This window comes from Streptomyces javensis (assembly GCF_039525925.1).
Classification (GTDB): domain Bacteria; phylum Actinomycetota; class Actinomycetes; order Streptomycetales; family Streptomycetaceae; genus Streptomyces; species Streptomyces asiaticus.
In genome coordinates this window covers 20224-42212 of the sequence record NZ_BAAAIF010000004.1, presented here as the reverse complement: position 1 = coordinate 42212, position 21989 = coordinate 20224, and the positions used below count along the sequence as shown (strand labels likewise).

At 72.7% G+C, this 21989-nt stretch carries 14 protein-coding genes and 2 pseudogenes; 12 read left to right on the top strand and 4 right to left on the bottom strand.

All coding sequences use genetic code 11. The features are described from left to right. Positions 1–45 precede the first annotated feature (45 nt). Together ABD329_RS05655 and ABD329_RS05650 are read right to left on the bottom strand one after the other, a co-directional pair. A pseudogene (locus tag ABD329_RS05655) lies at positions 46–174 on the bottom strand (SPASM domain-containing protein); the annotation flags it as partial. An 89-nt stretch (positions 175–263) separates the two neighbouring features. Then, the gene (locus tag ABD329_RS05650; protein WP_198278319.1) at positions 264–1370 is read right to left on the bottom strand and encodes a LacI family DNA-binding transcriptional regulator; all 1107 of its coding nucleotides are present in this window, start codon (positions 1368–1370) and stop codon (positions 264–266) included. A 240-nt stretch (positions 1371–1610) separates the two neighbouring features. On the opposite strand from ABD329_RS05650, the gene ABD329_RS05645 reads away from it, so the two are divergent. The 5 genes from ABD329_RS05645 (at position 1611) to ABD329_RS05625 (ending at position 6756) form a co-directional block, all read left to right on the top strand. Then, positions 1611–2639, top strand: a complete 1029-nt coding sequence (locus tag ABD329_RS05645; RefSeq protein WP_198278320.1) for an SIS domain-containing protein — start codon at positions 1611–1613, stop codon at positions 2637–2639. A gap of 98 nt (positions 2640–2737) precedes the next feature. After that, positions 2738–3586 (top strand): PfkB family carbohydrate kinase, encoded by an 849-nt coding sequence (locus ABD329_RS05640; protein ID WP_344316036.1) that lies wholly within the window; start codon positions 2738–2740, stop codon positions 3584–3586. Between the two features lie 28 nt (positions 3587–3614). After that, complete coding sequence (locus ABD329_RS05635) at positions 3615–4937, top strand: ABC transporter substrate-binding protein (RefSeq protein ID WP_198281390.1); 1323 nt, start codon at positions 3615–3617, stop codon at positions 4935–4937. Beyond that, a complete protein-coding gene (locus ABD329_RS05630; protein WP_198281389.1) occupies positions 4934–5857 on the top strand; it encodes a carbohydrate ABC transporter permease in 924 nt (307 codons plus the stop codon). Before ABD329_RS05635 ends, ABD329_RS05630 begins: the two co-directional genes overlap by 4 nt. Continuing rightward, positions 5854–6756 carry a carbohydrate ABC transporter permease gene (locus tag ABD329_RS05625; RefSeq protein WP_198281388.1) on the top strand — a complete coding sequence of 301 codons (903 nt, stop codon included), beginning with the start codon at positions 5854–5856 and terminating at the stop codon, positions 6754–6756. Before ABD329_RS05630 ends, ABD329_RS05625 begins: the two co-directional genes overlap by 4 nt. Before the next feature lie 45 nt (positions 6757–6801). Here ABD329_RS05625 and ABD329_RS05620 read toward each other — a convergent pair whose 3' ends face one another. Both ABD329_RS05620 and ABD329_RS05615 read right to left on the bottom strand, forming a co-directional pair. Further along, positions 6802–8355, bottom strand: a complete 1554-nt coding sequence (locus ABD329_RS05620) for a M81 family metallopeptidase (protein ID WP_198281387.1) — start codon at positions 8353–8355, stop codon at positions 6802–6804. 167 nt (positions 8356–8522) lie between these two features. Then, positions 8523–9704 carry an ROK family transcriptional regulator gene (locus tag ABD329_RS05615; protein ID WP_198280915.1) on the bottom strand — a complete coding sequence of 394 codons (1182 nt, stop codon included), beginning with the start codon at positions 9702–9704 and terminating at the stop codon, positions 8523–8525. Between the two features lie 231 nt (positions 9705–9935). Between ABD329_RS05615 and ABD329_RS05610 the strand changes: the two genes are divergently transcribed. From ABD329_RS05610 to ABD329_RS05580, 7 genes and pseudogenes are all read left to right on the top strand, one after another. Then, the gene (locus tag ABD329_RS05610) at positions 9936–11744 is read left to right on the top strand and encodes a peptide ABC transporter substrate-binding protein (protein ID WP_198280916.1); all 1809 of its coding nucleotides are present in this window, start codon (positions 9936–9938) and stop codon (positions 11742–11744) included. Then, entirely contained in the window at positions 11741–12691 is a 951-nt protein-coding gene (locus ABD329_RS05605; RefSeq protein ID WP_198280917.1) for an ABC transporter permease, read from the top strand. Before ABD329_RS05610 ends, ABD329_RS05605 begins: the two co-directional genes overlap by 4 nt. Continuing rightward, positions 12688–13605: an ABC transporter permease gene (locus tag ABD329_RS05600; RefSeq protein ID WP_198280918.1), complete on the top strand. Its 918-nt coding sequence runs from the start codon at positions 12688–12690 to the stop codon at positions 13603–13605. The genes ABD329_RS05605 and ABD329_RS05600 overlap by 4 nt, the downstream gene beginning before the upstream one ends. Continuing rightward, on the top strand, positions 13605–15776 hold the full coding sequence (locus ABD329_RS05595; protein WP_344316035.1) for an ABC transporter ATP-binding protein: 2172 nt from the start codon (positions 13605–13607) through the stop codon (positions 15774–15776). The genes ABD329_RS05600 and ABD329_RS05595 overlap by 1 nt, the downstream gene beginning before the upstream one ends. Positions 15777–15934: 158 nt before the next feature. Next, positions 15935–18280: an MMPL family transporter gene (locus tag ABD329_RS05590; RefSeq protein WP_344316034.1), complete on the top strand. Its 2346-nt coding sequence runs from the start codon at positions 15935–15937 to the stop codon at positions 18278–18280. 150 nt (positions 18281–18430) lie between these two features. After that, a complete protein-coding gene (locus tag ABD329_RS05585; RefSeq protein WP_344316033.1) occupies positions 18431–18622 on the top strand; it encodes a hypothetical protein in 192 nt (63 codons plus the stop codon). 145 nt (positions 18623–18767) lie between these two features. After that, positions 18768–21955, top strand: a pseudogene (locus tag ABD329_RS05580) (helix-turn-helix transcriptional regulator). The last annotated feature ends 34 nt before the right edge of the window (positions 21956–21989 follow it).

Genomic DNA, 21989 nt, shown 5'->3' with positions numbered 1-21989 from the left:
CGGCGCCGGGGCGTCCGCTCCGGCCGGGTGCCCGGTGCCCGTCGTCAGCGAGCGGATCACCCCGTGGTCCGGGGAGAGCGCACAGGCGGGGTCGGTGCGGGCGGCGTCGCCGGTCAGGGCGTACGCCTGGCAACGGCAGCCGCCGAAGTCCGCCGCGCGGCGGGAGCAGGTGCGCGCCGCGCCGGACTCCGCGCCGCGCCGCACCCGCCCGGTGGGCTGGACCCCGTGCCGCGCCCCTCCCGCCCCCGGCGGCCTCTGGCCGCCTACCGCGGTGGGGCGACGGAGTCGCGGGTGATGAAGGTCGTGTCCAGGGTGATGTGGCGGGGCGGCCGGGCGCCCCTCTCAATGCGGGTCAGCAGCGCCCGTACGGCCTCCGCCCCCAACTCCTGGACCGGCTGGGCCACCACGCTGAGCCGCGGCCGGACCACCCGGGTCCACTCCGCGTCGTCGAAGGCGACCACCGAGATGTCCTCCGGGACGCGCAGCCCGCGTGCGTTCACCGCGGAGAGCACCCCGAGCGCGATCATGCTGTCGGTGGCGAAGACGGCAGTGGGCGGTTCGGGCAGGGAGAGCAGTTCTTCGGTGAGGACGGCCGGGTCCTGCCGGTGGAAGGTGCCCACCCGTAGATACGCGTCCGTGTCCTCGATCCCGGCCGCGCGCAGCGCCGCACGGTAGCCCGCGACGCGCTCGACTCCGGTCGAGATGGGGAACGGCCCCGAGGCCGCTTCCCCCGTTCTCGCCCCGGCTCCGTGCTCCGCCCCGCCGTCCGCCCCGCCGTCAGGCTCGCTGCCGACCAATGTCACAAGGGCGATCCGGCGGTGGCCGGCGGCGATCAGCCTGCGGACGGCGTCCGCGCTCGCGCCCTGGTTGTCCACCGTCACCGCGTCCGTCGGCAGCGAGGGCGCGTGCCGGTCCAGGAGGACCACCGGGCACACCCCCTCGACCAGGGCGGCCAGATGACCGACCTCGGTGGTGGAGGCGGGGGCGACCACCAGGCCGTCCACATGCTTGTCGCAGAGCGTCTTCACGGCGGCGCGCTCGGCGCCGAGGTCCTCGTCGGTGTTGGCCAGCAGCACCTGGTAGCCCGCGGTGTGGGCCGCGTCGGTGATCCCGCGGGTGACCCCGGCGAAGAACGGGTTCTGAATGTCCGCGATCACCACGCCGAGCGTATGCGTCCGGCCGGTGATCATGCTTCGGGCGAGCTGGTTGGCGCGGTAGCCCAGTTTCTCCGCGGCGGCGCGGACGCGTTCCCGCGCATCGGGGCTGACCGAGCCGTAGTCCGCCAGCGCCCGGGAGGCGGTGGACCGGGAGACTCCGGCTTCCCGGGCGACGTCGGGGATGGTCGCGGCGCGGCGTCGGTTGGTCGTCATGGCCAGGCCAGGCTATCGGCTGTCGACGGTCGGTGCGTAACACCTCTTGACGTCGGCATCGAGGCGGTGGGAAGGTTCCCAACACACGACGTTGAGAACGTTCCCAACGGACGATGTTGGGAACGTTCTCAAGACCCTCCGGGTGTCCGGTCCACGACGCCGCACCCGTAAGCCCGTACCCCCCGATACCGCCCCGACGGGCGGCGACCTCCCCATGCCTCGAACGCAGAGAGGACCGGCGTGACCACCGCAACCCTTCCGCTCAAGCCCATCACCGCGGACTTCAAGGAGGCCGTCTCCTTCGCCCTCGGCCAGAACGACACGGCCCGCCGCTTCATCGACGACGTCGTCGGATCCGGACTGCGCAATGTCTTCCTCGTCGGCTGCGGCGGCTCGCTGACCGCCGCCTATCCGGCGCACTACCTGCTGGAGACCCGGGCGCCGCTCCCCGTCTTCCACATGAACAGCGACGAGTTCAACCTGCGCCGTCCCGCCCTGCTCGGCGAGGGCTCCCTCGTCCTGGTCTCCTCCCACACCGGCACCACCAAGGAGACCGTGGCCGCGGCCCACTACGCCCGCGAGGCCGGGGCGCGGGTCGCCGCCCTCACCCGCAGCGCGGACAGCCCGCTCGCCCGGGCCGCCGAGATCGCCTTCACCTACCGCAGCGAGGACACCGTCGTCGCCCCCAAGCAGGTGCTGTTCGGGCAGCTGGCCCACGCCGTGCTCGAAGCGGTCGGCGCCGAGGGCGACCACGCCGCCGTGCGCCAGGCGTACGAGGCGCTTCCCGACGCCCTCTACGCGGCGCAGGAGCAGACCGAGGAGCTCAACCACGCCATCGCCACCGCGCTGGCCGACGAGGAGGTCACCTATGTGCTCTCCGCCGGGCCCAACTACGGCGCGGGCTACGGGTTTTCGATGTGCTACCTGATGGAGATGCAGTGGAAGCACGCCGGTTCGTTCAACGCCGGGGAGTTCTTCCACGGAGCGTTCGAGGTCGTCACCGAGGACCAGCCGGTGCTGCTGCTGCTCGGCGAGGACGCCACCCGGCCGATGGCCGAGCGCGCCCGCACCTTCCTGGAGACCTACACCGAGAAGGCCCACTACCTCGACACCCGGGCGCTGACCCTGCCGGGCGTCCCGGAGCACCTGCGCGGTGAGATCAGCCCCATCGCGCTCGACGTCCTGGTCACCCGGCTGGCCCGGCACTACGAGGCGGTCCGTGGACATGACCTGGACCAGCGCCGCTACATGTTCAAGGTCGCCTACTGAGCCCGTCTTCCGCCCGGCCCGGTGCGGCGCCGCACGACCAGTGCCGCACCGGGCCGTCCCCCACCGCAGGCCAGTCCCGTACCGAAAGAGGAATCACCATGCGCATCTGCGGAGTCGGCGACAACGTCGTCGACCGCTACCCGCGGCGCGGACTGATGTATCCCGGCGGCAACGCCCTCAACGTGGCGGTGCACGCCACCCGGCGCGGTGCCGACGGCGCGTACCTCGGTGTCACCGGGAACGACGCGGCGGGCGCGCACATCCGCGCCGCCCTCGCGGCCGAGGGAGTGCGCACCGAACGGGCTCGCACCGCCGAGGGGCCCACCGCCTACGCCACCGTCCACCTCGACGACGGCGGCAACCGCCACTTCGGCGACTGCTCCGAGGGCGTCTCCCGGTTCCGGCTCACCCCCGACGACCTCGACTGGCTCGCCGGTTTCGACCTCGTCCACACCGGGGACTGCGCTCATCTGGAGGACCAGCTTCCGCGACTGGCCCGCGCCGCCCGCCGGACCAGCTACGACTTCTCCGACCGCTCCTGGCATTACGCCGGTCCGCTGCTGCCGTACCTGTACTGCGCCGTCTTCTCCCGGCCTGACGCCGATGACACCGAGGCCGCCCATCTCATCGCCCGCGCCCACACCCTCGGCCCCCGGCTGGTGGTGGTCACCCGCGGCGGCCGGGGCGCGCTGATCGGCCGCGCGGGCCGGGCTCCGTACGCCCAGTCGGTGGTGCCCGTCGAGCCGCTGGACACCCTCGGCGCCGGTGACTCCTTCATCGCCGCCCTGCTCGTCGCCCTGCTCGACGGGCGTCCGCTGGAGGACGCGGCCGCCCGAGCCGCCGCCTACGCTGCCGAGGTCTGCGCCCTGCCCGGCGCCTTCGGCCACCCCGCCGCCTTCCCCGTCCCCGATCCCCCGTCCGCCACCGTCGATCGGACCGCGGTCTGAACCGTCCCGACCCGCCAGGAGAGAACCGATGCGTCCAGCCGCCGTCATCTCCGTCTGTCTGCTCACCCTGCTGCTCACCGCCTGCGGCCAGGCCCCGATCCGGACCACCCCCGACGACTTCACCCTCTCCGGCAGGCCGTCCGGTCATCTCACCGTGCTGGAGAAATGGGCCGACCCGGAGTACGCGCCGTACTTCGAGGAGGTGGCGCGCGCCTACGAGAAGCGCAACCCCGATGTCACCATCGAACTCCAGGCCGTCGGGGACCAGCCCTACAAGGACCGCATCGCGGTGCTGGCCGCCGCGCGCGACCTACCTGACATCTACTTCTCCTGGCCCGGCCGCTACGCGGGCAAGTTCGCCGACGGCAAGATGGCCGCCGATCTCACCTCCCAGCTGAAGAACACCGCCTGGGGCCGGAGCTTCGAACCCGAGGCGCTGGACGCGTTCACCTTCCGCGGCCGTATCCACGGCGTTCCGCTCGACATGGACGCCAAGGTCCTCGCCTACAACAAGAGGATCTTCGCCGAGGCCGGGGTGCGCGAGCCCAGGAGCTTCCCCGCCCTGTTGACCGCCTGCGACCGGATCAAGCGGGCCGGGTACGTGCCGATCGCCTTCGGCAATCAGTACGGCTGGCCGGCGGGCCATCTGCTCACCCAGTTCAACGCCATGGAGGTGCCCCCGGCGGTGCTCGCCCGGGACTACGCGGGACGCGGCGGGAACGACGCCTTCCACCACCCCGGCTATGTCCGCGCGCTGGAGGATCTGCGGCGGCTGCGGCAGCGCTGTTTCGCGCCCGGCGGCACCAGCATGAGCCATGAGGCCGCCCAGGCCCGGCTGGTGTACGGCAAGGCCGCCATGCAGTACGTCGAGACGCTGGAGTTCTCCTACTTGAGCGAGGCCGGCGGCGCACCGAAGTCCTTCGCCCACGACTGGGACTTCTTCGCCTTGCCCGCGATACCCGGCGCCGCCGGAAGCGCCCGCGCCCTCGCGGGCGGCACCGACGGACTGATGGTCTCGGGCAACTCGCCCGACAAGGCGCTCGCCGTGGACTTCCTGCGCTTCCTCACCAGCCGTACCCGGGCCCGCGCACTGGTGCACGATCTCGGCTGGCTCAGCTCCGTCAAGGACACCGCCGACGCCGGGACCCTGCGCGGACTGCCCAAGGCCCAGCGGACCATCGCCGGACACGACATGGCGGTGTGGCTCGACACCGCCGCCGATGACACGATCGTCAATCCCTATCTCTCCGCGGCCGAGTCCGTGCTGTCCGGCCGGATGACGCCCCAGCGGGCGATCGTCGAGGTGCGCCGGGGCGCGGAGAAGGGCCGGCGGTTCGGAGTGAGGCCATGAACGCGACCACCGCCACCCCGGCAAGGACCGCGGGGGGCCGCTCCGCCCGGCGGCGGCTGCGCCACTCGCTGTACGTCGTCCCGGCCCTCGCCCTGATCGCGCTGTTCGTCTACTACCCGATCGTCGAGAACATCCGGCTCTCGCTCTACAAGTACAGCGCGTTCTCACCCGTCACCCGCTTCGTAGGCCTGGAGAACTACCGCCAGGCCGCCCAGGACCCGGTCTTCTGGCAGGCCCTGCTCAACAACGTGGCGTACGCCGTCGTCTCGGTGGTCTTCCAGGTCGGCGCGGCCCTGGTGCTCGCAGCCGCGCTGGAGGAACTGCTCGGCCGCCGGCTGCGGGGCCTGCTGCGCACCGTCTACTTCATCCCGGCCGCGGTCTCCATGACCGTCACCGGGCTGCTCTTCCAGTTCCTCTACCAGCCGGACGCCGGGATGGTGAACGGAGCGCTGCGGGCCGTCGGCCTGTCCTCCCTGGAGCACGACTGGCTCGGCGACCCCGGCACCGCGATCTGGGGGGTGATCGCCATGAGCCAGTGGCAGTCCTTCGGCTACACCACGATGCTGCTCACCGTGGCCGTCCAGCGGGTGCCGCGCGAGCTGTACGAGTCGGCGCACATGGACGGCGCGGGCCGGGTGCGCACCTTCTTCACCATCACCGTGCCCATGGTGCGCGAGATGACCGGACTGCTGGTGATCCTCACCGTCTCCCAGGCCTTCCTGGTCTTCAACGAGGTCATGGTGATGACCGGCGGCGGCCCCAGCAACTCCAGCCAGGTGCTGGGCACCTGGCTCTACTCCAGCGCCTTCACCGGTGACGACATGGGATACGCCTCCGCGATCGGCACCGTGATGTTCCTGATCACCTTCGCGGCGGGGGCGCTTCAGCTGATCCACTCCCGGAGAAAGGCGGCGCGATGACCCTCACCCTCGACACGGAGCGCTCCGCCCCGCACTCCGGAACCTCCTCTTCCAGGGCGCCGCGCTCGACGCCCGCGCGGCTCCGCCCGGCGCTGACCCGGCTGCTGGCCTACTGCGTCTTCGCCGCCCTGGCCGTCGCGGTGCTCTACCCGCTGTGCTGGATGGCGCTGTCCGGGCTGAAGACCAACGGTGAGATCTTCTCCAGCCCCTGGTCGCTCCCCGGCGAGCCGCGCTGGGGGACCTACGCCGACGCCTGGGACCAGGGCGTACTGCGTTATCTGCTGAACAGCGCGCTGGTCACCTCGGCCTCGGTGCTGGCGGTGGTGCTCATCAGCGCCTGGGCCGCGTACGGGCTGACCCGGCTGGACATCCCGTGCTCCCAGCCCGCCCTGCTGCTGGTGCTCGGCGCGATGATGCTGTCCCCGACGGTGGCCCTGGTGCCGTTGTCCCAGCTCCTCCAGGCACTGGGGATCTACGACACCTACTGGGCGCTGATCGTCCTCTACACCGCGTTCAAGGTGCCGTTCACCACTTTCCTCATCCGCGCCTATCTGCTGGGCCTGCCCACCGAAGTGGAGGAGGCGGCGCATATCGACGGCGCCGGCCGCTGGCAGATCTTCTGGCGGGTGGTGGTGCCGATGGCACGGCCCATCCTGGTGTCGGCGGCGGTGCTCCAGGCGCTGTTCGCCTGGAACGAGTACGCGTTCGCGCTGGTCTTCATCACCGACGACCACCTCAAGACACTGCCGGTCGGGCTCGCCGACATGGCGGGGCGGCTCAACTCGGACTGGCCGATGCTCTTCGCCGGGCTGACGATCGCCGCGCTGCCGATGATCGTGGTCTTCCTGCTGGGACAGCGGCACTTCGTGCGGGGGCTCGCGGAGGGCGTGGGGAAGTAGCGCCGTCAGCCGGGTGGGCCTCACGGGTCCACCCGGTCGCGGCGGTCAGCGGGTGAGCAGCCGTGGGGTGAGCTCCGGGGTGTCGAACTCCGCGTCGTCGAAGGGGAACAGCGGCCGCTCGATCCGGTGGTGGCCCAGCCGCGGCAGATCCTGGTCCACCCCGCCGGGGGTGAGCGCGAGCCGCCAGTCCGCCGCCAGGGCGTACAGCTCGGGCTCCAGATAGCCGATCTTGACGACGACGAGGTCATAGCCGCGCGGGTCCAGCTCACCGAAGTCGGCCAGGGTGTGGAACGGCTTGCGGCGGCTGACCAGGATCGCCGTGACGCCCCCGTGCCGCACCGCCGCGAGATCCCCGCCGACCGGGTCGTCCCGGCGCAGGGCGACCACCTCGCCGGTCAGCTCGCAGGGCGCGGCGTGGTCCCCCGTACCCCGGCTGACCCCGCCGCCGACGGACAGCCGGACCGTCGCGCCCGGCCCGGCGGCGAAGCACTCCGCGACCGCCGCCGGATCGGTGATCCCGGGGTGCAGGGCGGTGGCGCGGCCGGCGGCCAGGTCCTCGTTGGCCAGCAGCCGCCCGAGCATATGGGCGAGGTCCCCGGCGCCCCCGGCCGTGGGATTGTCGCCGGAGTCACTGATCAGGAAGGGCCGGGCGGAGGAGGCGACGGCCTCGGCGATGCACTCGTCGGCGCCTCCGGTGGGGCCGACGAAGGCGAAGTCGCGGCGCCTCTCCCAGTACTCGCGGGCGAGCGAGCGGGCCTGTTCGACCGCGAGCACGGGGTCGTCGCCGGTCACCACCACGGCCGCCCGGCAGCGCGGCTCGTCGGCCCAGGCGTAGCCCACCCAGATCGCCGCGTCCACGACGCCGTCCATCGCCTCCACGGCGGCCAGCCGCCCGAACAGGGACTTGGCGGGCTCCAGACGGGTGCTGGTGCGCTCACCGGGCAGCAGCACCGGGATCTGCACCCAGGCCAGATGCGGGCGGCCCCGGCCGGAGGCCAGGCGCTCCACCAGTTTGCGGGCGGCGCGTTCGCGGGTCTCCCAGGCGTCCTCGTGCGGGGCGAGCCGATGGGCCGTGATCAGATCGAGCCGGCCCGCGAAGCGGCGGGAGACATTGCCGTGGAGGTCCATGGCGGCGGAGATCAGCGCATCGGGCCCGATCGCCTCCCGTACGGCCTCGGTCAGGTCGTCCTCGGCGTCCTCCAGACCCAGCACGCTCATCGCGCCGTGGATGTCGTACACCAGCCCGTCGAGCGGCCCGGCCCGCCGCAGCCGCTCGATCAGCTCGCCCTTGATCCGGTCGTAGGTCTCCCGTTCGACCGGGCCGCCGGGGAGCGAGACGGCGTGCAGCAGGGGCACCCACTCGACGCGCTCCGCGAGGTCGCCGTCGGACGCCGTCCAGGTGTAGCGGTCCAGCAACTCGGCGCCGCGGGTGACCCGGAAGTCGTCGTAGGTCGTGCGGTGCGGGCAGAAGGTGCTGGACTCGATGGACATGCCGCCGATGCCGATGCGCGGGCGACGACGGCCCGGGGGCGCCGCCGCGCCGTCCGGGTCCGGCCCTGCCGCCGGAGCGTTGGCCGGGCGGGGTGCGGTGGAGGCCATGCTGTCTCGCTTTCAGATGCGCCGGGGTGCGTCCGGTCGCGCCGGTCGGATGCGTCGGGGGGGTGTCCAGGGGTGGGCGGACCGGCCACGCGGGCCGGTGTCGTACGGCCGGTGTCGTACGGCCTGTGCCGTACGGCCGGTGTCGTACGGCCGGCGCGGCACGGGCGTCATCGGGGGGCGGCCGGGGCCATGGGCACCGGCCGGCTGCCGGGGGCGAGTTCGCGCAGCGCCGCGTGGCCCGCCCCGAGCAGCCCCGCGTCGGCGCCGCTCGTGGCCGCCGTGATCGTCAGCTCGCTCGTCGCCATCGGCAGACACCGCTCGTACAGCATCCCGCGGACCGCGGCGACCAGCGGCTCGGCCTCGGCAAGGGCCCCCGCGAGGACCACCGCCTCCGGGTTGAAGAAGTTGACGACGACGGACAGGACGGCCCCGATGTGCCGGCCGGCCTGCCGTACCAGGGTGGTCGCGTTCGGCTCGCCGTCCGTCACCAGGCGCAGCACATCCGTCGACCCGTCGGCGCCGATGCCGAGCGTGCGCAGCTCGGCGGCGATCGCGGCGCCGCTGGCGACGGTCTCCAGACAGCCGATGTTGCCGCAGGAGCAGGGGCGTTCGGCGGCCGCGTCGACGCGCACATGGCTGATGTCGCCCGCCGAGCCGCGCGCCCCCCGGTAGAGGCGGCCGTCGCTGATCACGCCGGAGCCGATGCCGCGGCCCGCCTTGACGACGACGAGGTGGCGCAGCCCGGGGTGGGCGACCCGGTGCTCGCCGAGGGCCATCATGTTGGCGTCGTTGTCGACGAGGACGGGCAGTCCGAGCCGCTCGGCGAGCCGGTCGCGCAGTTCGTACAGATGCCAGCCGGGCATCCGGGCCGGGGCGATGACCTGGCCCGTGCCCGTGTCCACGGGGCCGGGGAAGCCGACGCCGACGGCCCGCACCGTGCGGCCCGCCGCGCGCTGGCGGTCCGCGAGCTCGGCGAGCCGCCCCACCAGCGGCTCCAGGGCCCGGTCGGGACCGGCCGTCAGGTCGAAGGAGTGCTCGGTCACGTCGAAGGTGGCGCCCGTGCGGCCGACCGCGCCGACGCGGGCGTGATGGCTGCCCAGGTCGGCGGCGAGCGCGATGCCCCCACTGTCCGGTATCCGCAGCAGGCGGGGTCGGCGGCCGCCGCGCGAGGCGCCCTCGCCGTATTCGGTGAGCAGCCCGGCGTCCACCAGCTCCTGCACCCGTGCGGAGACGGTGGAGGCGGCGAGCCCCAACTCCCTTACGAGATCGGCGCGGGAGGCCGCGGTGCCGCTCGCGACGAGTTCGAGGACGTGCGCGGCGGAGCCGGGCTGCTCCTCGGCGGCGGTCATGTGGCGCCCTTTCCGTCGGTCGGTCTTTCCTGCATCGTCCGGACTTTATTCGATATCCGAACGAAGTCGATGTAGCAACGGGCTCTCAGTAGATAACATTCCCGGCTTCGCGCGCCAGACTCTTGACTTCTTTTCAAAGTCGTCCGTACTTTGCTCGCTATCTTCGTTCGGCCGACGGCCCCGTACCACCCCGGCGATCCCGAACCACCCCGACGACCCCGCGGAGGCGGCATGGGTCTGCGCAGTACACGAATACGCGGGCCCCTCGCGGGACTTGTCGCGGCCCTCATCCTCGGCGGCGGCACGGGCCTGGTCACCGGCTGCGGACCCCGGGCCGGCCGGATCACCGATGTCGGCGCGACGGGCGGCACCAGGGTCGAGGGCGGTACGGCGACCATGGCGCTGCCACCGGCGGCCACCCCCAACTGGATCTTCCCGATCGGCGCGCCCGGCTATCTGGCCACCTACAACAGCTCGATCCAGAACCTGCTCTATCTGCCGCTCTACCAGCCCGAGAAGAAGGGCGCCGAGCTCAGCCTGGACAGCCCGCGCAACCTCGCCGAGCAGCCCCGCTACAGCGACGGCAACAAGACGGTGACCGTCACATTGAAGAAGGGCTACCGCTGGTCCGACGGAAAGCCCGTCACCACCCGGGACGTGGAATTCTGGTTCGACCTGATCAAGCACAACAAGGCGGAGTGGGGCGGCTATTCGCCGAAGCTGCTGCCGGACAACATCAAGCGGTTCCAGGCGATCGACGAACGCACCTTCCGGCTCCGGCTCGACCGCGCGTACAACCCCGCCTGGTTCACCGCCAACCAGCTCCTCTACTTCACCCCGCTGCCCCGGCACGCCTGGAACCCGGACGACGAGGACCCCAAGAAGGTCTTCGCGCGGCTGACCCGGCACGCCAAGCAGCTCTCGGCCTTCGCCACCGACCCCCTGTGGAAGACCGTCAACGGGCCCTGGAAGATCCGCCAGTGGGCCACCTCGGGACAGGTCGCGCTCGAACCCAACGCCCGCTACTCCGGCCCCGACAAGCCCCACCTCGACCGCGTCGTCTTCAAGCCCTTCACCACCGCCGACTCCGAATTCAACGTGCTGCGCTCCGGTGGCGTCGACTACGGCTACATCCCGCCGTCGGTGATGGCCCAGTCCAAGAAGTTCCAGGAGATGGGCTATCGCGTCGACCCGTGGGAGGGCTGGGCGATCACCTATCTCGTGCTCAACTTCAACCACCCCACCGCGGGCCCGCTGCTGCGCCAGACCTATCTCCGCCAGGCTCTCCAGCTCCTCATCGACCAGCGCGCCATCTCCAAGGTGATCTGGCGCGGCAGCGCCGACCCCACCCGCGGCCCGGTCCCCGCGAGCCTGCTCGCGAAGGACCCCTATCCGTACGACCCGGCCGCGGCGAAGCGGCTGCTGGCCGCCCACGGCTGGAAGGCGCGGGACGGCGGGACGCTGCGCTGCGCGAGGCCCGGGACCGGCGGCGACGCGTGCGGCAAGGGCATCGAGGAGGGGCAGCCACTGAAGCTCTCGTTGCTGTCGCAGTCCGGCTCGACCGAGAGCTCCAACCAGATGCAGGAGATCAAGTCCTCGTACGACAAGGCCGGGATCACCCTCGACGTCCGGCAGCAGCCGCTGAACACGGTGCTCGGCACCACCGTCCCCTGCGAACGGACCGAACCGCTGTGCAAGGCGTGGGAGTTGGGGTTCTTCGGTACGGCGGGCAGCTGGTACTTCCCGCCCGACCCCAGCGGAGAACAGCTCTTCGCCACCGGCGCCCCCTCCAACATGGGCAACTGGTCCGACCCGCGCACCGATGAGCTGATCAAGGACACCGAGTACTCCGGCGACCCGGCCGCGATGCGCCGCTACGGCGAGTACGTCGCCCGCAAGGTCCCCGTCCTGTGGACCCCCAACCCCGCCTACCAGGTCTCCGTCATCCGCAACGACCTGCGCGGCGTCGACCAGAACCCGACCCTGAGCCTCGCCCCCCAGGACTGGTACTTCGTCAAGAAGGGGGCGGGCCGGAAGTGATCCGCTTTCTGATCAAGCGCACCGCGCAGGCCGCCGTCGTCCTGCTGCTCGTCTCCGTCATCGTCTTCGTGCTGCTGCACCAGCTCCCCGGGGGCCCCGCCCGCGCCATCCTCGGCCCCAAGGCCACCCCGCAGGCGGTCGAGCACTTCAACCACCAGCAGGGCTACGACCGCTCGCTCCCGCTCCAGTACGTGAAGTACCTCGGGCGGCTGCTCACCGGCGACCTCGGCGAGTCGTACAAGCTCAACCAGACGGTCTCCTCGCTGCTGTCCGACCGGCTGCCCAAGACCCTCGTCCTGACCGGGCTGGCCATCGCCCTCGCCGCCGTCCTCGCGATCCCGCTGGGCATCCTCCAGGCCGTACGCCGGGGCGGGGCCGCCGACTACCTCCTCACCGGGCTGGCCTTCCTCGCCTACGCCACCCCCGCCTTCTTCCTCGGCCTGGTCCTGATCCTCGTCTTCAGCCAGCGGCTCCAGCTCTTCCCGGCCGAGGCGCCGCAGGCGGACACCGTCGGCGGCATCCTGGGCGACCTTCCCGGGCTGGTGTTGCCCGTGGTGACCATGGCGCTCGGCGTCATCGCCGCCTTCAGCCGCTACATGCGCTCGGCGGTCCTGGACAACCTGGGCGAGGAATACGTCCGCACAGCGCGGGCCAAAGGCCAGTCCAGCGCGCGGATCATGGTCCGGCATGTGCTGCGCAACGCGCTCATTCCGCTCGCCACCCTCCTCGGCCTCTATCTCCCGACCCTCTTCAGCGGCGCACTCGTCGTGGAGTCGATGTTCAACTACCCGGGGATGGGGCTGCTGTTCTGGAACGCCGCCCAGGGCTCCGACTTCCCGGTGCTGCTCGGGGTGACCCTCGTCGTCGGCGTCGCCACCGTCATCGGCTCGCTGATCACCGACATCGCGTATGCCGTCCTCGACCCCCGGATCAGGAGCGTCTCGTGACCGCCACAGCCGCCGGGACCGCCCCCGCCGTCGACGGGACGGACGTCCCCACCCCGAGCCTCGCCCGCCGCACCCTCGCCGTCTTCACCCGCGACAAACTGGCCCTGGCCGGGGCGGTGGTGCTGGTGGCGCTGAGCGCCTTCTGCTTCCTCGGCCCGCTGCTCCACTCCACCGACCAGGTGCACACCGATCTGGGCCAGGCCAATCTCGCGCCCGGCAGCCCCGGCCATCCGCTGGGCACCACCGACCTCGGCTACGACATGCTCGGCCGGCTGATGACCGGCGGCCGGACCTCCCTGGAAGTGGGCCTCGCGGCGGGGCTTCTCGCCACGTTGATCGGCACCGTCTACGGCTCGGTCGCGGGCTACTTCGGTGGCTGGCTGGACGCCGCCATGATGCGGATCACCGACGCCGCGCTCGCCATCCCCGCCCTCTTCCTGCTGGTCGTCGTCGCCGCGATCGTCACGCCCAGCAAACCGGTGCTGATCCTCATCATCGCCTCGGTCGCCTGGCTGTCCCCGGCGCGCCTCATCCGCGGTGAAGCCCTCGCCCTGCGCAGCCGGGACTACATCCACGCCATGCGGCTCATGGGCGGCGGCGGGACGCGCGCCGTCTTCCGGCACATCGTGCCGAACGCGATCGGCACCGTCGTCGTCAACGCCACCTTCCAGATCGCCGACGCGATCCTTTACGTCGCGTATCTGTCGTTCCTCGGCCTGTCCATCCCGCCGCCCGCCGCCGACTGGGGCTCCATGCTCAGCGCGGGTATCACCTACACCCAGGTCGGCTACTGGTGGCTGATCTTCCCGCCGGGCATCGCGATCGTGCTCGTTGTCGCCGCCTTCAACTTCATCGGGGACGGGCTGCGGGACGCCTTCGACGTGCGGCTCCGGAAGAGCGGAGGCAACCGCTGATGACCGACTCCACCGGGACCACCGGGTCTCTCCTGCTACGTGTCGACGATCTCCACGTCGAGATCGCGGGCCGCGACCGCACCGTGCACGCCCTCGACGGAGTCTCCCTGGACCTCGCCCCGGGCGAGGCGCTGGGCATCGTCGGCGAGTCCGGCTGCGGGAAGACCATGACCGCGCTGAGCGTGCTCGGCCTGCTGCCGGGCGGCGGCCGGATCACCGGCGGCTCCATAGACTTCGGCGGTACGGACCTGGCGACCGCGACCGAGCCGGTGCTCCGGGGCGTTCGGGGCAACTCCATCGGCATGGTCTTCCAGGACCCGCTCACCTCCCTCAACCCGACCATGACCATCGGCGCCCAGGTCGCGGAGCCGCTGCTGCTGCACAAGGGCCTGGGCAAGGCGGAAGCGTGGCAGCGGGCCGAGGAGATGCTGCGGCTGGTCGGCCTGCCGACCCCCGGTGAGCGGCTGAGGAACTACCCGCACCAGCTCAGCGGCGGCATGCGGCAGCGCGTCGCCATCGCCATGGCGCTGATCTGCGAGCCCGAGCTGCTGATCGCCGACGAGCCGACGACCGCGCTCGACGTCACCACACAGGCCCAGATCCTGGAGCTCATCGACGATCTGCGGTCGCGTCTGGGCATGGCGATGATCCTGGTCACGCACGACTTGGGGGTGATCGCCAGACGGGTGGACCGGGTGGCGGTGATGTACGCGGGCAGGACGGTGGAACGGGCGGGCGTGCGCGCCCTGTTCGCGGCCCCGCGCCATCGGTACACGCAGGCGTTGTTCGCCGCGCTGCCGGAGCGGGCGGCGGACGAGTCGCAGCCGCTCGCCACGATTCCGGGCCTGCCGCCGTCCCTTGTCACGCGGCCCGCGGGTTGCCGGTTCGCGCCACGGTGCGGCTTCGCGACCGCGGAGTGCCGGGAGGCGGAGCCAGAGCTGTCCGAGGTGGTGCTGCCCCCGCCCACCGCTTCCCGGAACGGGGGCTCCGCCCCGGCCCCCGGTCCGAGGACGGCGCCGCACGGTCCGGCGACCGGGGACATGCCCGAAGGGCGGGCCGGGGCCGCCCGTCGCGACGCACACGCCTTCGCCTGCTTCCACCCCGTCGACCCCGCCGTCGATCCCGTCGCCGAAGTCGTCCCCGCCGCCCCCGCCACGCCCCCGTCCCGTGCCGACGAGACCCTGCTCGAGCTCACCGACGTCACCAAGGACTACCCCCTGCACAGCAACCCCTTCGCGCTCCGCGGGCGCGCCGCGGCCGCCGTCGTGAGCGCCGTCGCCGGGGTGTCGCTGGTCGTCAGGCGTGGCGAGACCTTCGGCATCGTGGGGGAGTCCGGCTGCGGCAAGTCCACGCTCGGACGGCTGGTCGTCGGCATGGAGGAGCCGACCCGCGGCACCGTCCGCTTCGCGGACCGCGACATCGCCGCGCTGGACCGGCGTGCGCTGCGCGCCCACCGGCGCGAGGTGCAGCTGATGTTCCAGGACTCGTACGCGTCCATGGACCCGCGGATGCGGGTCGGCGCGATGCTGCGGGAGCCGCTGGTCATCCAGGGCATCGGCGACCGTGCCGCGCAGAACGCGCGGATCGCCGGGCTGCTGGACGATGTCGGGCTGGATCGCGGCGCCGTGGACCGCTACCCGCACGAGTTCTCCGGCGGCCAGCGCCAGCGCCTGGGGCTGGCCCGCGCGCTCGCGCTGTCACCGTCGCTGGTGGTCGCCGACGAACCCGTCTCGGCCCTCGACGTCTCCGTACAGGCACAGATCCTCAATCTGATGCGGGACCTCCAGCGCGAGAAGGGGTTGGCCTATCTGTTCATCTCGCACGACCTGGCCGTGGTGCGCCACCTCGCGGACACGGTCGGCGTGATGTACCTGGGCAAGATGGTCGAAACAGGACCAGCGGCCTCGGTATTCGACGCGCCGCTGCATCCCTATACCCGCGGACTGCTGGACACCGCCGAGCAGCCCGACCCGGCGGCCGAGGTCGCCGGGGCACCGCTGGGCGGCGAGACCCCCTCGGCCGCCGACCCGCCCTCGGGCTGCCGGTTCCGTACCCGCTGTCCGGCCGCTCAGGAAATCTGCGCCCGGATCGAGCCCGCCTCCACCGAGCCGGCCGCGCCGGGACATCGGGTGGCCTGCCACTTTCCGCTGGTCGCCGCGGCCGGGCGGTGATGGTCCGGCCGCGGCCCACGCCCTCGGCCGGGGACGGAACCGGCGATCACCCCCGGATGTGGGGAAAACCACAAAGGAGACAAAGGATCTTTTCGGGCTGACACAGTGCACTCGTCTCAGCCACATCGCGCGTTCGGCGCAATACCCGGAAAGCAGCCATGGCCGCACTCGCCCGCTGGTGTCTCAGGCGCCGAGCCATCGTCATCGTGCTGTGGCTGGCCGCCTTCGCCGGGGTCGCCGCGGCGGCGGCCGTGACGGGTTCGGCGTACTCCAACGACTACGACATCCCGGGCACCGACTCCTCCAAGGTCTCCGCCCTGGTGGAGCGGCGGCTGCCGGACCGGGCGGGGGACAGCGACACCATCGTCTGGCACACCGCGGACGGCGCGGGCAGCGTACGCGCCCCAGGGGTCGAGCGGCGGATGACGGCGGCGCTGCGGCAGGTGGCGGACCTGCCCGGCGTCGCCTCCGTGACCGGTCCGTACGGCGCCGGTGACACCGGCCGGTTGGGCGGATCCGGCGGGCTCGGCGAGGCCGGTGACAACGGCCGGATCAGCGCCGACGGGCACACCGCCTACGCCACCGTCGTCTTCCGCGAACCCGCCGCCGACCTGGGCGAGGCGGAGGTGCGCCGGGTGCTCGACACGGTGCGCTCCGCCGCCTCCGGGGCCAAGGGCCTTCAGGTCGAGATGGGCGGTGCGGGCGCCGGGCTCACCGAGCGGACCGGGCCCGCCCATCTGAGCGAGGCCATCGGGGTCGGCGTGGCCGCCGTGGTGCTCTTCCTCGCCTTCGGCTCGCTCGCGGCGACGCTGCTGCCGATCGCCACCGCGCTCATCGGCGTCGGCACCGCGTACGCGGCCATCGGGCTGCTCGGCCACGCCATGACCATCGCCGACTTCGCACCCATGCTCGGCATGCTGATCGGCCTCGGCGTGGGGATCGACTACGCGCTGTTCATCGTCACCCGGCACCGCAAGGGGCTGCGGCGGGGGCTGTCGGTGGAACAGGCCGCCCAGCGCGCGGTGGCCACCTCGGGGCGCGCGGTGGTCTTCGCGGGCGCGACCGTCTGTCTCGCGCTCCTCGGCATGCTCGTCCTGCGGCTGTCCTTCCTCAACGGCGTGGCGGTCGCCGCGGCACTCACCGTCGCCCTTACGGTCGCCGCCTCGCTCACCCTGCTACCCGCGCTGCTCGGCCTGATCGGCATGCGGGCCCTCAACCGGAGGGAGCGCGGACGGCTGGCCGAGCGGGGGCCGGAAGCCGCGGCGTCCCAGGGCCTGTGCGCGCGCTGGGCGCTTTACGTCGAGCGCCGCCCCAAACTGCTGGGGGCGGTCGCGGCCGCCCTCATCGCGGTGCTCGCCCTCCCCACCTTCTCGCTCCACCTGGGCACCTCGGACCAGGGCAACGGCTCCTCGGCCTCGACCACGCGCCGGGCCTACGATCTGCTGGCCGAGGGGTTCGGACCGGGTTTCAACGGCCCGTTGACGCTGATAGGCAGCATGGACGGGGCCGACGACCGTATGGCCTTCACCCAACTGCCCGAGACCCTGCGCACCATCCACGGAGTGGCCTCGGTGACCGCCGCGGACCTGGGCGGAGGCGGCGACACCGGCGTCATCACGGTCGTCCCCACGACGGCACCGCAGTCCCGGGACACCTCCGACCTCGTCGGACGGCTGCGCGCCGAGGTGCTGCCCCGGGCCGAGGAGGGCAGCTCGCTGCGGGTCTACGTGGGCGGGCTGACGGCGGGCTACGACGACTTCGCCGCGGTGATCGTGAGCAAGTTGCCGCTGTTCGTGGGGGTGGTGGTGGCGCTGGGATGTGTGCTGTTGCTGCTCGCGTTCCGCAGCATCGGCATCCCGATCAAGGCGGCGGTCATGAATGTGGCCGCCGTCGCGTCGTCCTTCGGCGTGGTGGTCGCGATCTTCCAATGGGGCTGGGGGAGCGAACTGCTGGGGCTGGGCAGGGCGGGCCCGATCGAGCCCTTCCTGCCAGTGATCATGGTGTCGGTGCTCTTCGGGCTCTCCATGGACTACCAGGTCTTCCTGGTCAGCCGGATGTACGAGGAGTGGCGGCGCACCCGCGACAACCGCACCGCGGTCCGGGTGGGGCTCGCCGAGACCGGCCGGGTCATCAACTCCGCCGCCGTCATCATGATCGCGGTCTTCTCGGCCTTCGTGCTCAGCGGCGACCGGATCATCGCGATGTTCGGCATCGGGCTGGCGGCCGCGGTCGCCCTGGACGCCTTCGTCCTCCGTACGCTCCTGGTGCCCGCGCTGATGCATCTGCTCGGGGGCGCCAACTGGTGGCTGCCGGGCTGGCTGGAGCGGCTGCTGCCGAGGATCAGCATCGAGTCGGAGGGCGAGGGCACGGGCGACGCCGAGGTTGGGGCCGGGGGCGACGGTGAGGGCCCGGCGTCCGGGCCGGTGGCGGTGCCCGTGCCGCTGCCGGGGCAGCCCGCGGAGGGCGCGGCGGCGGCCGGTACGGCACGGTCGCCGGTGCCCTAAGGACCCTCCTCAGGCTTCCTCAGCCATGTCGGCGGGGCGCCTAAGGCCCTGGCCCGAGCGAAGATCGGGCGGCCTCCCGATGTGCCGGGCCCGCCTGGCCGACGAGAGTGGACGCGTTCCACGAAATCACTCGTCACCAGGGAGAACGCCATGCTGCACCATGAGTTGCACCGGATCCGCGAGACCGAGCTGCGGCGGGAGGCCGCCGCGGCTCGGCTGGTCCGGCAGGCGGTGGAGGGGGCCGACGGCCGCTCGGCCGGGCGGGGGAGCGGAGGCTGGATGAGGCCGGTCCGGCGGTGGCGCGGCGACCGCTCACCACGGTCGTACCGTACGGCGGCCTGACGGCGGCCGGGCCGTGTCGCTCGCCAGGAGGGCCGGAGCGGTGGAAACCGGAGCGGTGGAAACCGAAGCGGTGGAAACCGGAGCGGTGGAATCCGGAACGGTGGGCGCCGGAAAAGCCGGTGCCGCGGTGTCGGTGCCCTGTGCGATGCTCGACGACGTGCACACCACGTCCGTCAGCCCGGTGTTCATCGGACGCGCCCAGGAGTTGGCCACCCTCGAGGACGCGCTCGCCCGCGCCACCGCGGGCGAGCCACAGGTGCTGCTGGTGGGGGGAGAGGCGGGGGTCGGCAAGACCCGGCTCATCGATGAGTTCCTGGCCTCGGCCGTGGCCGCGGGGGCGGTCGCGGCGGTCGGCGGCTGTGTGGAGATGGGTGCCGACGGGCTGCCGTTCGCGCCCGTGTCCACCGTGCTGCGCTCACTGCGCCGCAAGCTGGGCACCGAGCTGGACGGGGCCGCCGCCGGGCAGGAGGGCGAACTGGCCCGGCTGCTGCCCGAGCTCGGCGAGACCTCCCAGGCCTCCCACGACGGGGACGGCCGGGCCCGGCTTTTCGAGCTCACCGTCCGGCTGCTGGAGCGGCTGGCCGCCGAGCGCACCCTTGTCGTCGCCATCGAGGATCTGCACTGGGCCGACCGCTCCACCCGCGAACTGCTTGGCTATCTCTTCCGCTCGCTGCTCAGCGCCCGGCTGCTGGTCGTGGCCACCTACCGCTCCGACGACATCCACCGCCGCCATCCGCTGCGCCCGTTCCTCGCCGAGGTGGACCGGATGCGCGAGGTGCGGCGCATCGAGCTGTCCCGCTTCACCCGTGGCGAGGTGCGCGCCCAGCTCACCGGGATCAACGGGGCCGAGCCGGAGCGCGAGCTGGTCGACCGGATCTTCAAGCGCAGCGACGGCAACGCCTTCTTCGTGGAGGAGATCGCCCGCTCCCTCAACGAGGGCTGTGCCACCGGGCTCAGCGAATCGCTGCGCGATCTGCTGCTGGTGCGGGTCGAGGCGCTGCCCGAGGAGGCCCAGGGGGTGGTGCGGATCCTCGCCGAGGGTGGCTCCTCGGTGGAGTACGAACTGCTGCGCGCGGTCGCCCGGCTGGGCGAGGACGAGCTGATCGACGCGTTGCGGGCCGCCGTCGGGGCGAACATCCTGCGCCCCACGGCCGACGACAGCGGCTACCGCTTCCGGCATTCGCTGGTGCGCGAGGCCGTGCGCGACGATCTGCTGCCCGGGGAGCGCTCCCGGCTCAACCGGCGCTTCGCGGAGGCCCTGGAGGCCGAGCCCGCGCTGGTACGGGCCGATGAGCGGGCCGCCCGGCTGGCCAGCTACTGGTACCACGCACACGACCCCGCCAAGGCCCTGCCCGCCGTGCTCCAGGCGTCCGTCGCGGCACGGCGGCGGTACGCCCACGCGGAGCAGCTGCGGCTGCTGGAGCGGGCCATGGAGCTGTGGGAGGAGGCACCCACGGAGATACGGCGGGCGCAGCGGCCCATGGGCCACGCGGAGGTGTACCCCGCCTGCGGCTGTGAGGACCAGGCGCTGCGCCATCTCGATCTGCTCGCCGAGGTGGTGGTGGCCGCGCATATGTCCGGGCAGCGGGAGCGCGCGCTGACCGTCAGCAAGCGGGCCCTGCGGACGCTGGACCGCGACGGTGACGACCCGCTGCGGGCCGCCTGGTTCTGGACCCAGCAGAGCAAGCTGATGGAGGGGCTGGCCCGCGGTGACGGCTGGGAGGAGCTGAGCCGGGCCCAGGAGCTGGTGCGCGGGCTGCCGCCGTCTCCCGTACACGCCGAGGTCATGGCGCAGGTGGCGGGCTGGACGATGACCCACCGGCCGGGTGCCGAGGGCCTGGCCGCCGCCGAACGGGCGGTCGAGCTGGCCCGGCTGGTGGGCGCCGAGAGCACGGAGCTGAACGCCCGCCTGACGCTGGGCTACTTCACCGGTGACTCCGGCGACATCGAGCGCGGGCTGGCCGAGATGCGCGAGGTCTGCGAGCGGGCCCTGGCCCTCGGCGACATCAGCGTCCTGGGGCGCTGCTATGTCAATCTGGCCTCGGCGCTGGAGGGGGTCGGCTGGTCGGCCGAGGCGGTGGAGACCGCCGAGGAGGGCGCCCGGATCCTGGACCGGGTGGGCCTGGTGGACTCCCGGGCCTGGGTCTACGGGAATCTGGCCGAGTCGCTGTTCTCCCTGGGCCGGTGGGACGAGGCGGAGGCGGCGGCCCTGGAGACCCGGCGGCTCGCCCTCGGCACCAAACCGCGCGGCACCGCCGCCAACCGGCTCACCCAGCTGGCCCTGGTGCGCGGGGAGTGGGACACGGCGGAGCGCGAGCTGGCCGCCGCCCGGGAGCACTACGGCGCCCGCAACACCGAACCGCAGTCACCCTCCAGATCGCGGGGCACGCCATCGAACTCGCGGCGGCCCGTGGCCGGATCCTGGAGGTCCGGGCCCTGCTGGACCAGGTCGTGGCGGCCGGTTTCCCACCCGGGATGCAGCGTTACGTCTGGCGGTTGCTGTACACGGCCACCGCGGCCGAGTCGGCCGCCCGCGGGCTGCCCACGGCCGAGCCGGGCCGGGGCGAGGCGCTGGCCCGCCTCCGGGCGGCCGTGAAGCGGGTGCCGCAGCCCGTGCCGGTATGGCGGGCCCACGCGGCGCTGGTCCAGGCCGAACTGGCACGCGCCGAGGGCCGGGACCGGCCCGACCTCTGGGCCGAGGCCACGGCCGCCTTCGCCGCGCTGGACCGCCCCTATCCCCTGGCCCGCGCCCGCCACCGCTGGGCAGAGGCACTGCTCACCCCCGGCGGGAGCACCCCGGGCGGGAGCACCCCCGGCCGGAACACCTCCGGCGAGAACGCCCCCGGTCGAGGCACCTCCGGTGAGGCCGATCGCGACCACGCCGCCGAACTGCTCGCCCAGGCGTATGCCGTGGCCGACCGGCTGGGCGCCCGTCCGCTGCGCGAGGAGATCGAGCTGCTGGCCCGACGCGCCCGGCTGCCCCTGGCGTCAGCCGCGACCCGCGCCGCGCTCGACGCGTCCCCGGGCCGCACCCCCGCACTGCCCCCGGCCCCGGGCTCCCCGGCCCCGGCCGCCGAGCCCGCCGAACCCGTTGATCCGGCCGAGGAGCTGGGGTTGACACCACGGGAGCGGGATGTGCTGCGACTGGTCGCCGACGGGCGCAGCAATCGCCAGATCGCCGAGGAGCTCTTCATCTCGCCCAAGACGGCCAGCGTGCATGTCTCCAACATCCTGGCCAAGCTGGGCGTCTCGGGCCGGACCGAGGCAGCCGCCGTGGCTCACCGCCTGCGCCTGGTGGACGGCCTGGCCGACGGCGCGGCGGTGGCCCGCTGACGGTGTGCGCGATCGCCCGCCGGGTCAGCCCCCA

What these genes read in the sequence shown, in the direction of transcription:
- ABD329_RS05650 (WP_198278319.1), bottom strand. Translation starts at nt 1,370, where the DNA reads ATGACGACCAACCGACGCCGCGCCGCGACCATCCCCGACGTCGCCCGG.
- ABD329_RS05640 (WP_344316036.1), top strand. Translation starts at nt 2,738, where the DNA reads ATGCGCATCTGCGGAGTCGGCGACAACGTCGTCGACCGCTACCCGCGG.
- ABD329_RS05635 (WP_198281390.1), top strand. Translation starts at nt 3,615, where the DNA reads ATGCGTCCAGCCGCCGTCATCTCCGTCTGTCTGCTCACCCTGCTGCTC.
- ABD329_RS05630 (WP_198281389.1), top strand. Translation starts at nt 4,934, where the DNA reads ATGAACGCGACCACCGCCACCCCGGCAAGGACCGCGGGGGGCCGCTCC.
- ABD329_RS05625 (WP_198281388.1), top strand. Translation starts at nt 5,854, where the DNA reads ATGACCCTCACCCTCGACACGGAGCGCTCCGCCCCGCACTCCGGAACC.
- ABD329_RS05620 (WP_198281387.1), bottom strand. Translation starts at nt 8,355, where the DNA reads ATGGCCTCCACCGCACCCCGCCCGGCCAACGCTCCGGCGGCAGGGCCG.
- ABD329_RS05615 (WP_198280915.1), bottom strand. Translation starts at nt 9,704, where the DNA reads ATGACCGCCGCCGAGGAGCAGCCCGGCTCCGCCGCGCACGTCCTCGAA.
- ABD329_RS05610 (WP_198280916.1), top strand. Translation starts at nt 9,936, where the DNA reads ATGGGTCTGCGCAGTACACGAATACGCGGGCCCCTCGCGGGACTTGTC.
- ABD329_RS05595 (WP_344316035.1), top strand. Translation starts at nt 13,605, where the DNA reads ATGACCGACTCCACCGGGACCACCGGGTCTCTCCTGCTACGTGTCGAC.
- ABD329_RS05590 (WP_344316034.1), top strand. Translation starts at nt 15,935, where the DNA reads ATGGCCGCACTCGCCCGCTGGTGTCTCAGGCGCCGAGCCATCGTCATC.
- ABD329_RS05585 (WP_344316033.1), top strand. Translation starts at nt 18,431, where the DNA reads ATGCTGCACCATGAGTTGCACCGGATCCGCGAGACCGAGCTGCGGCGG.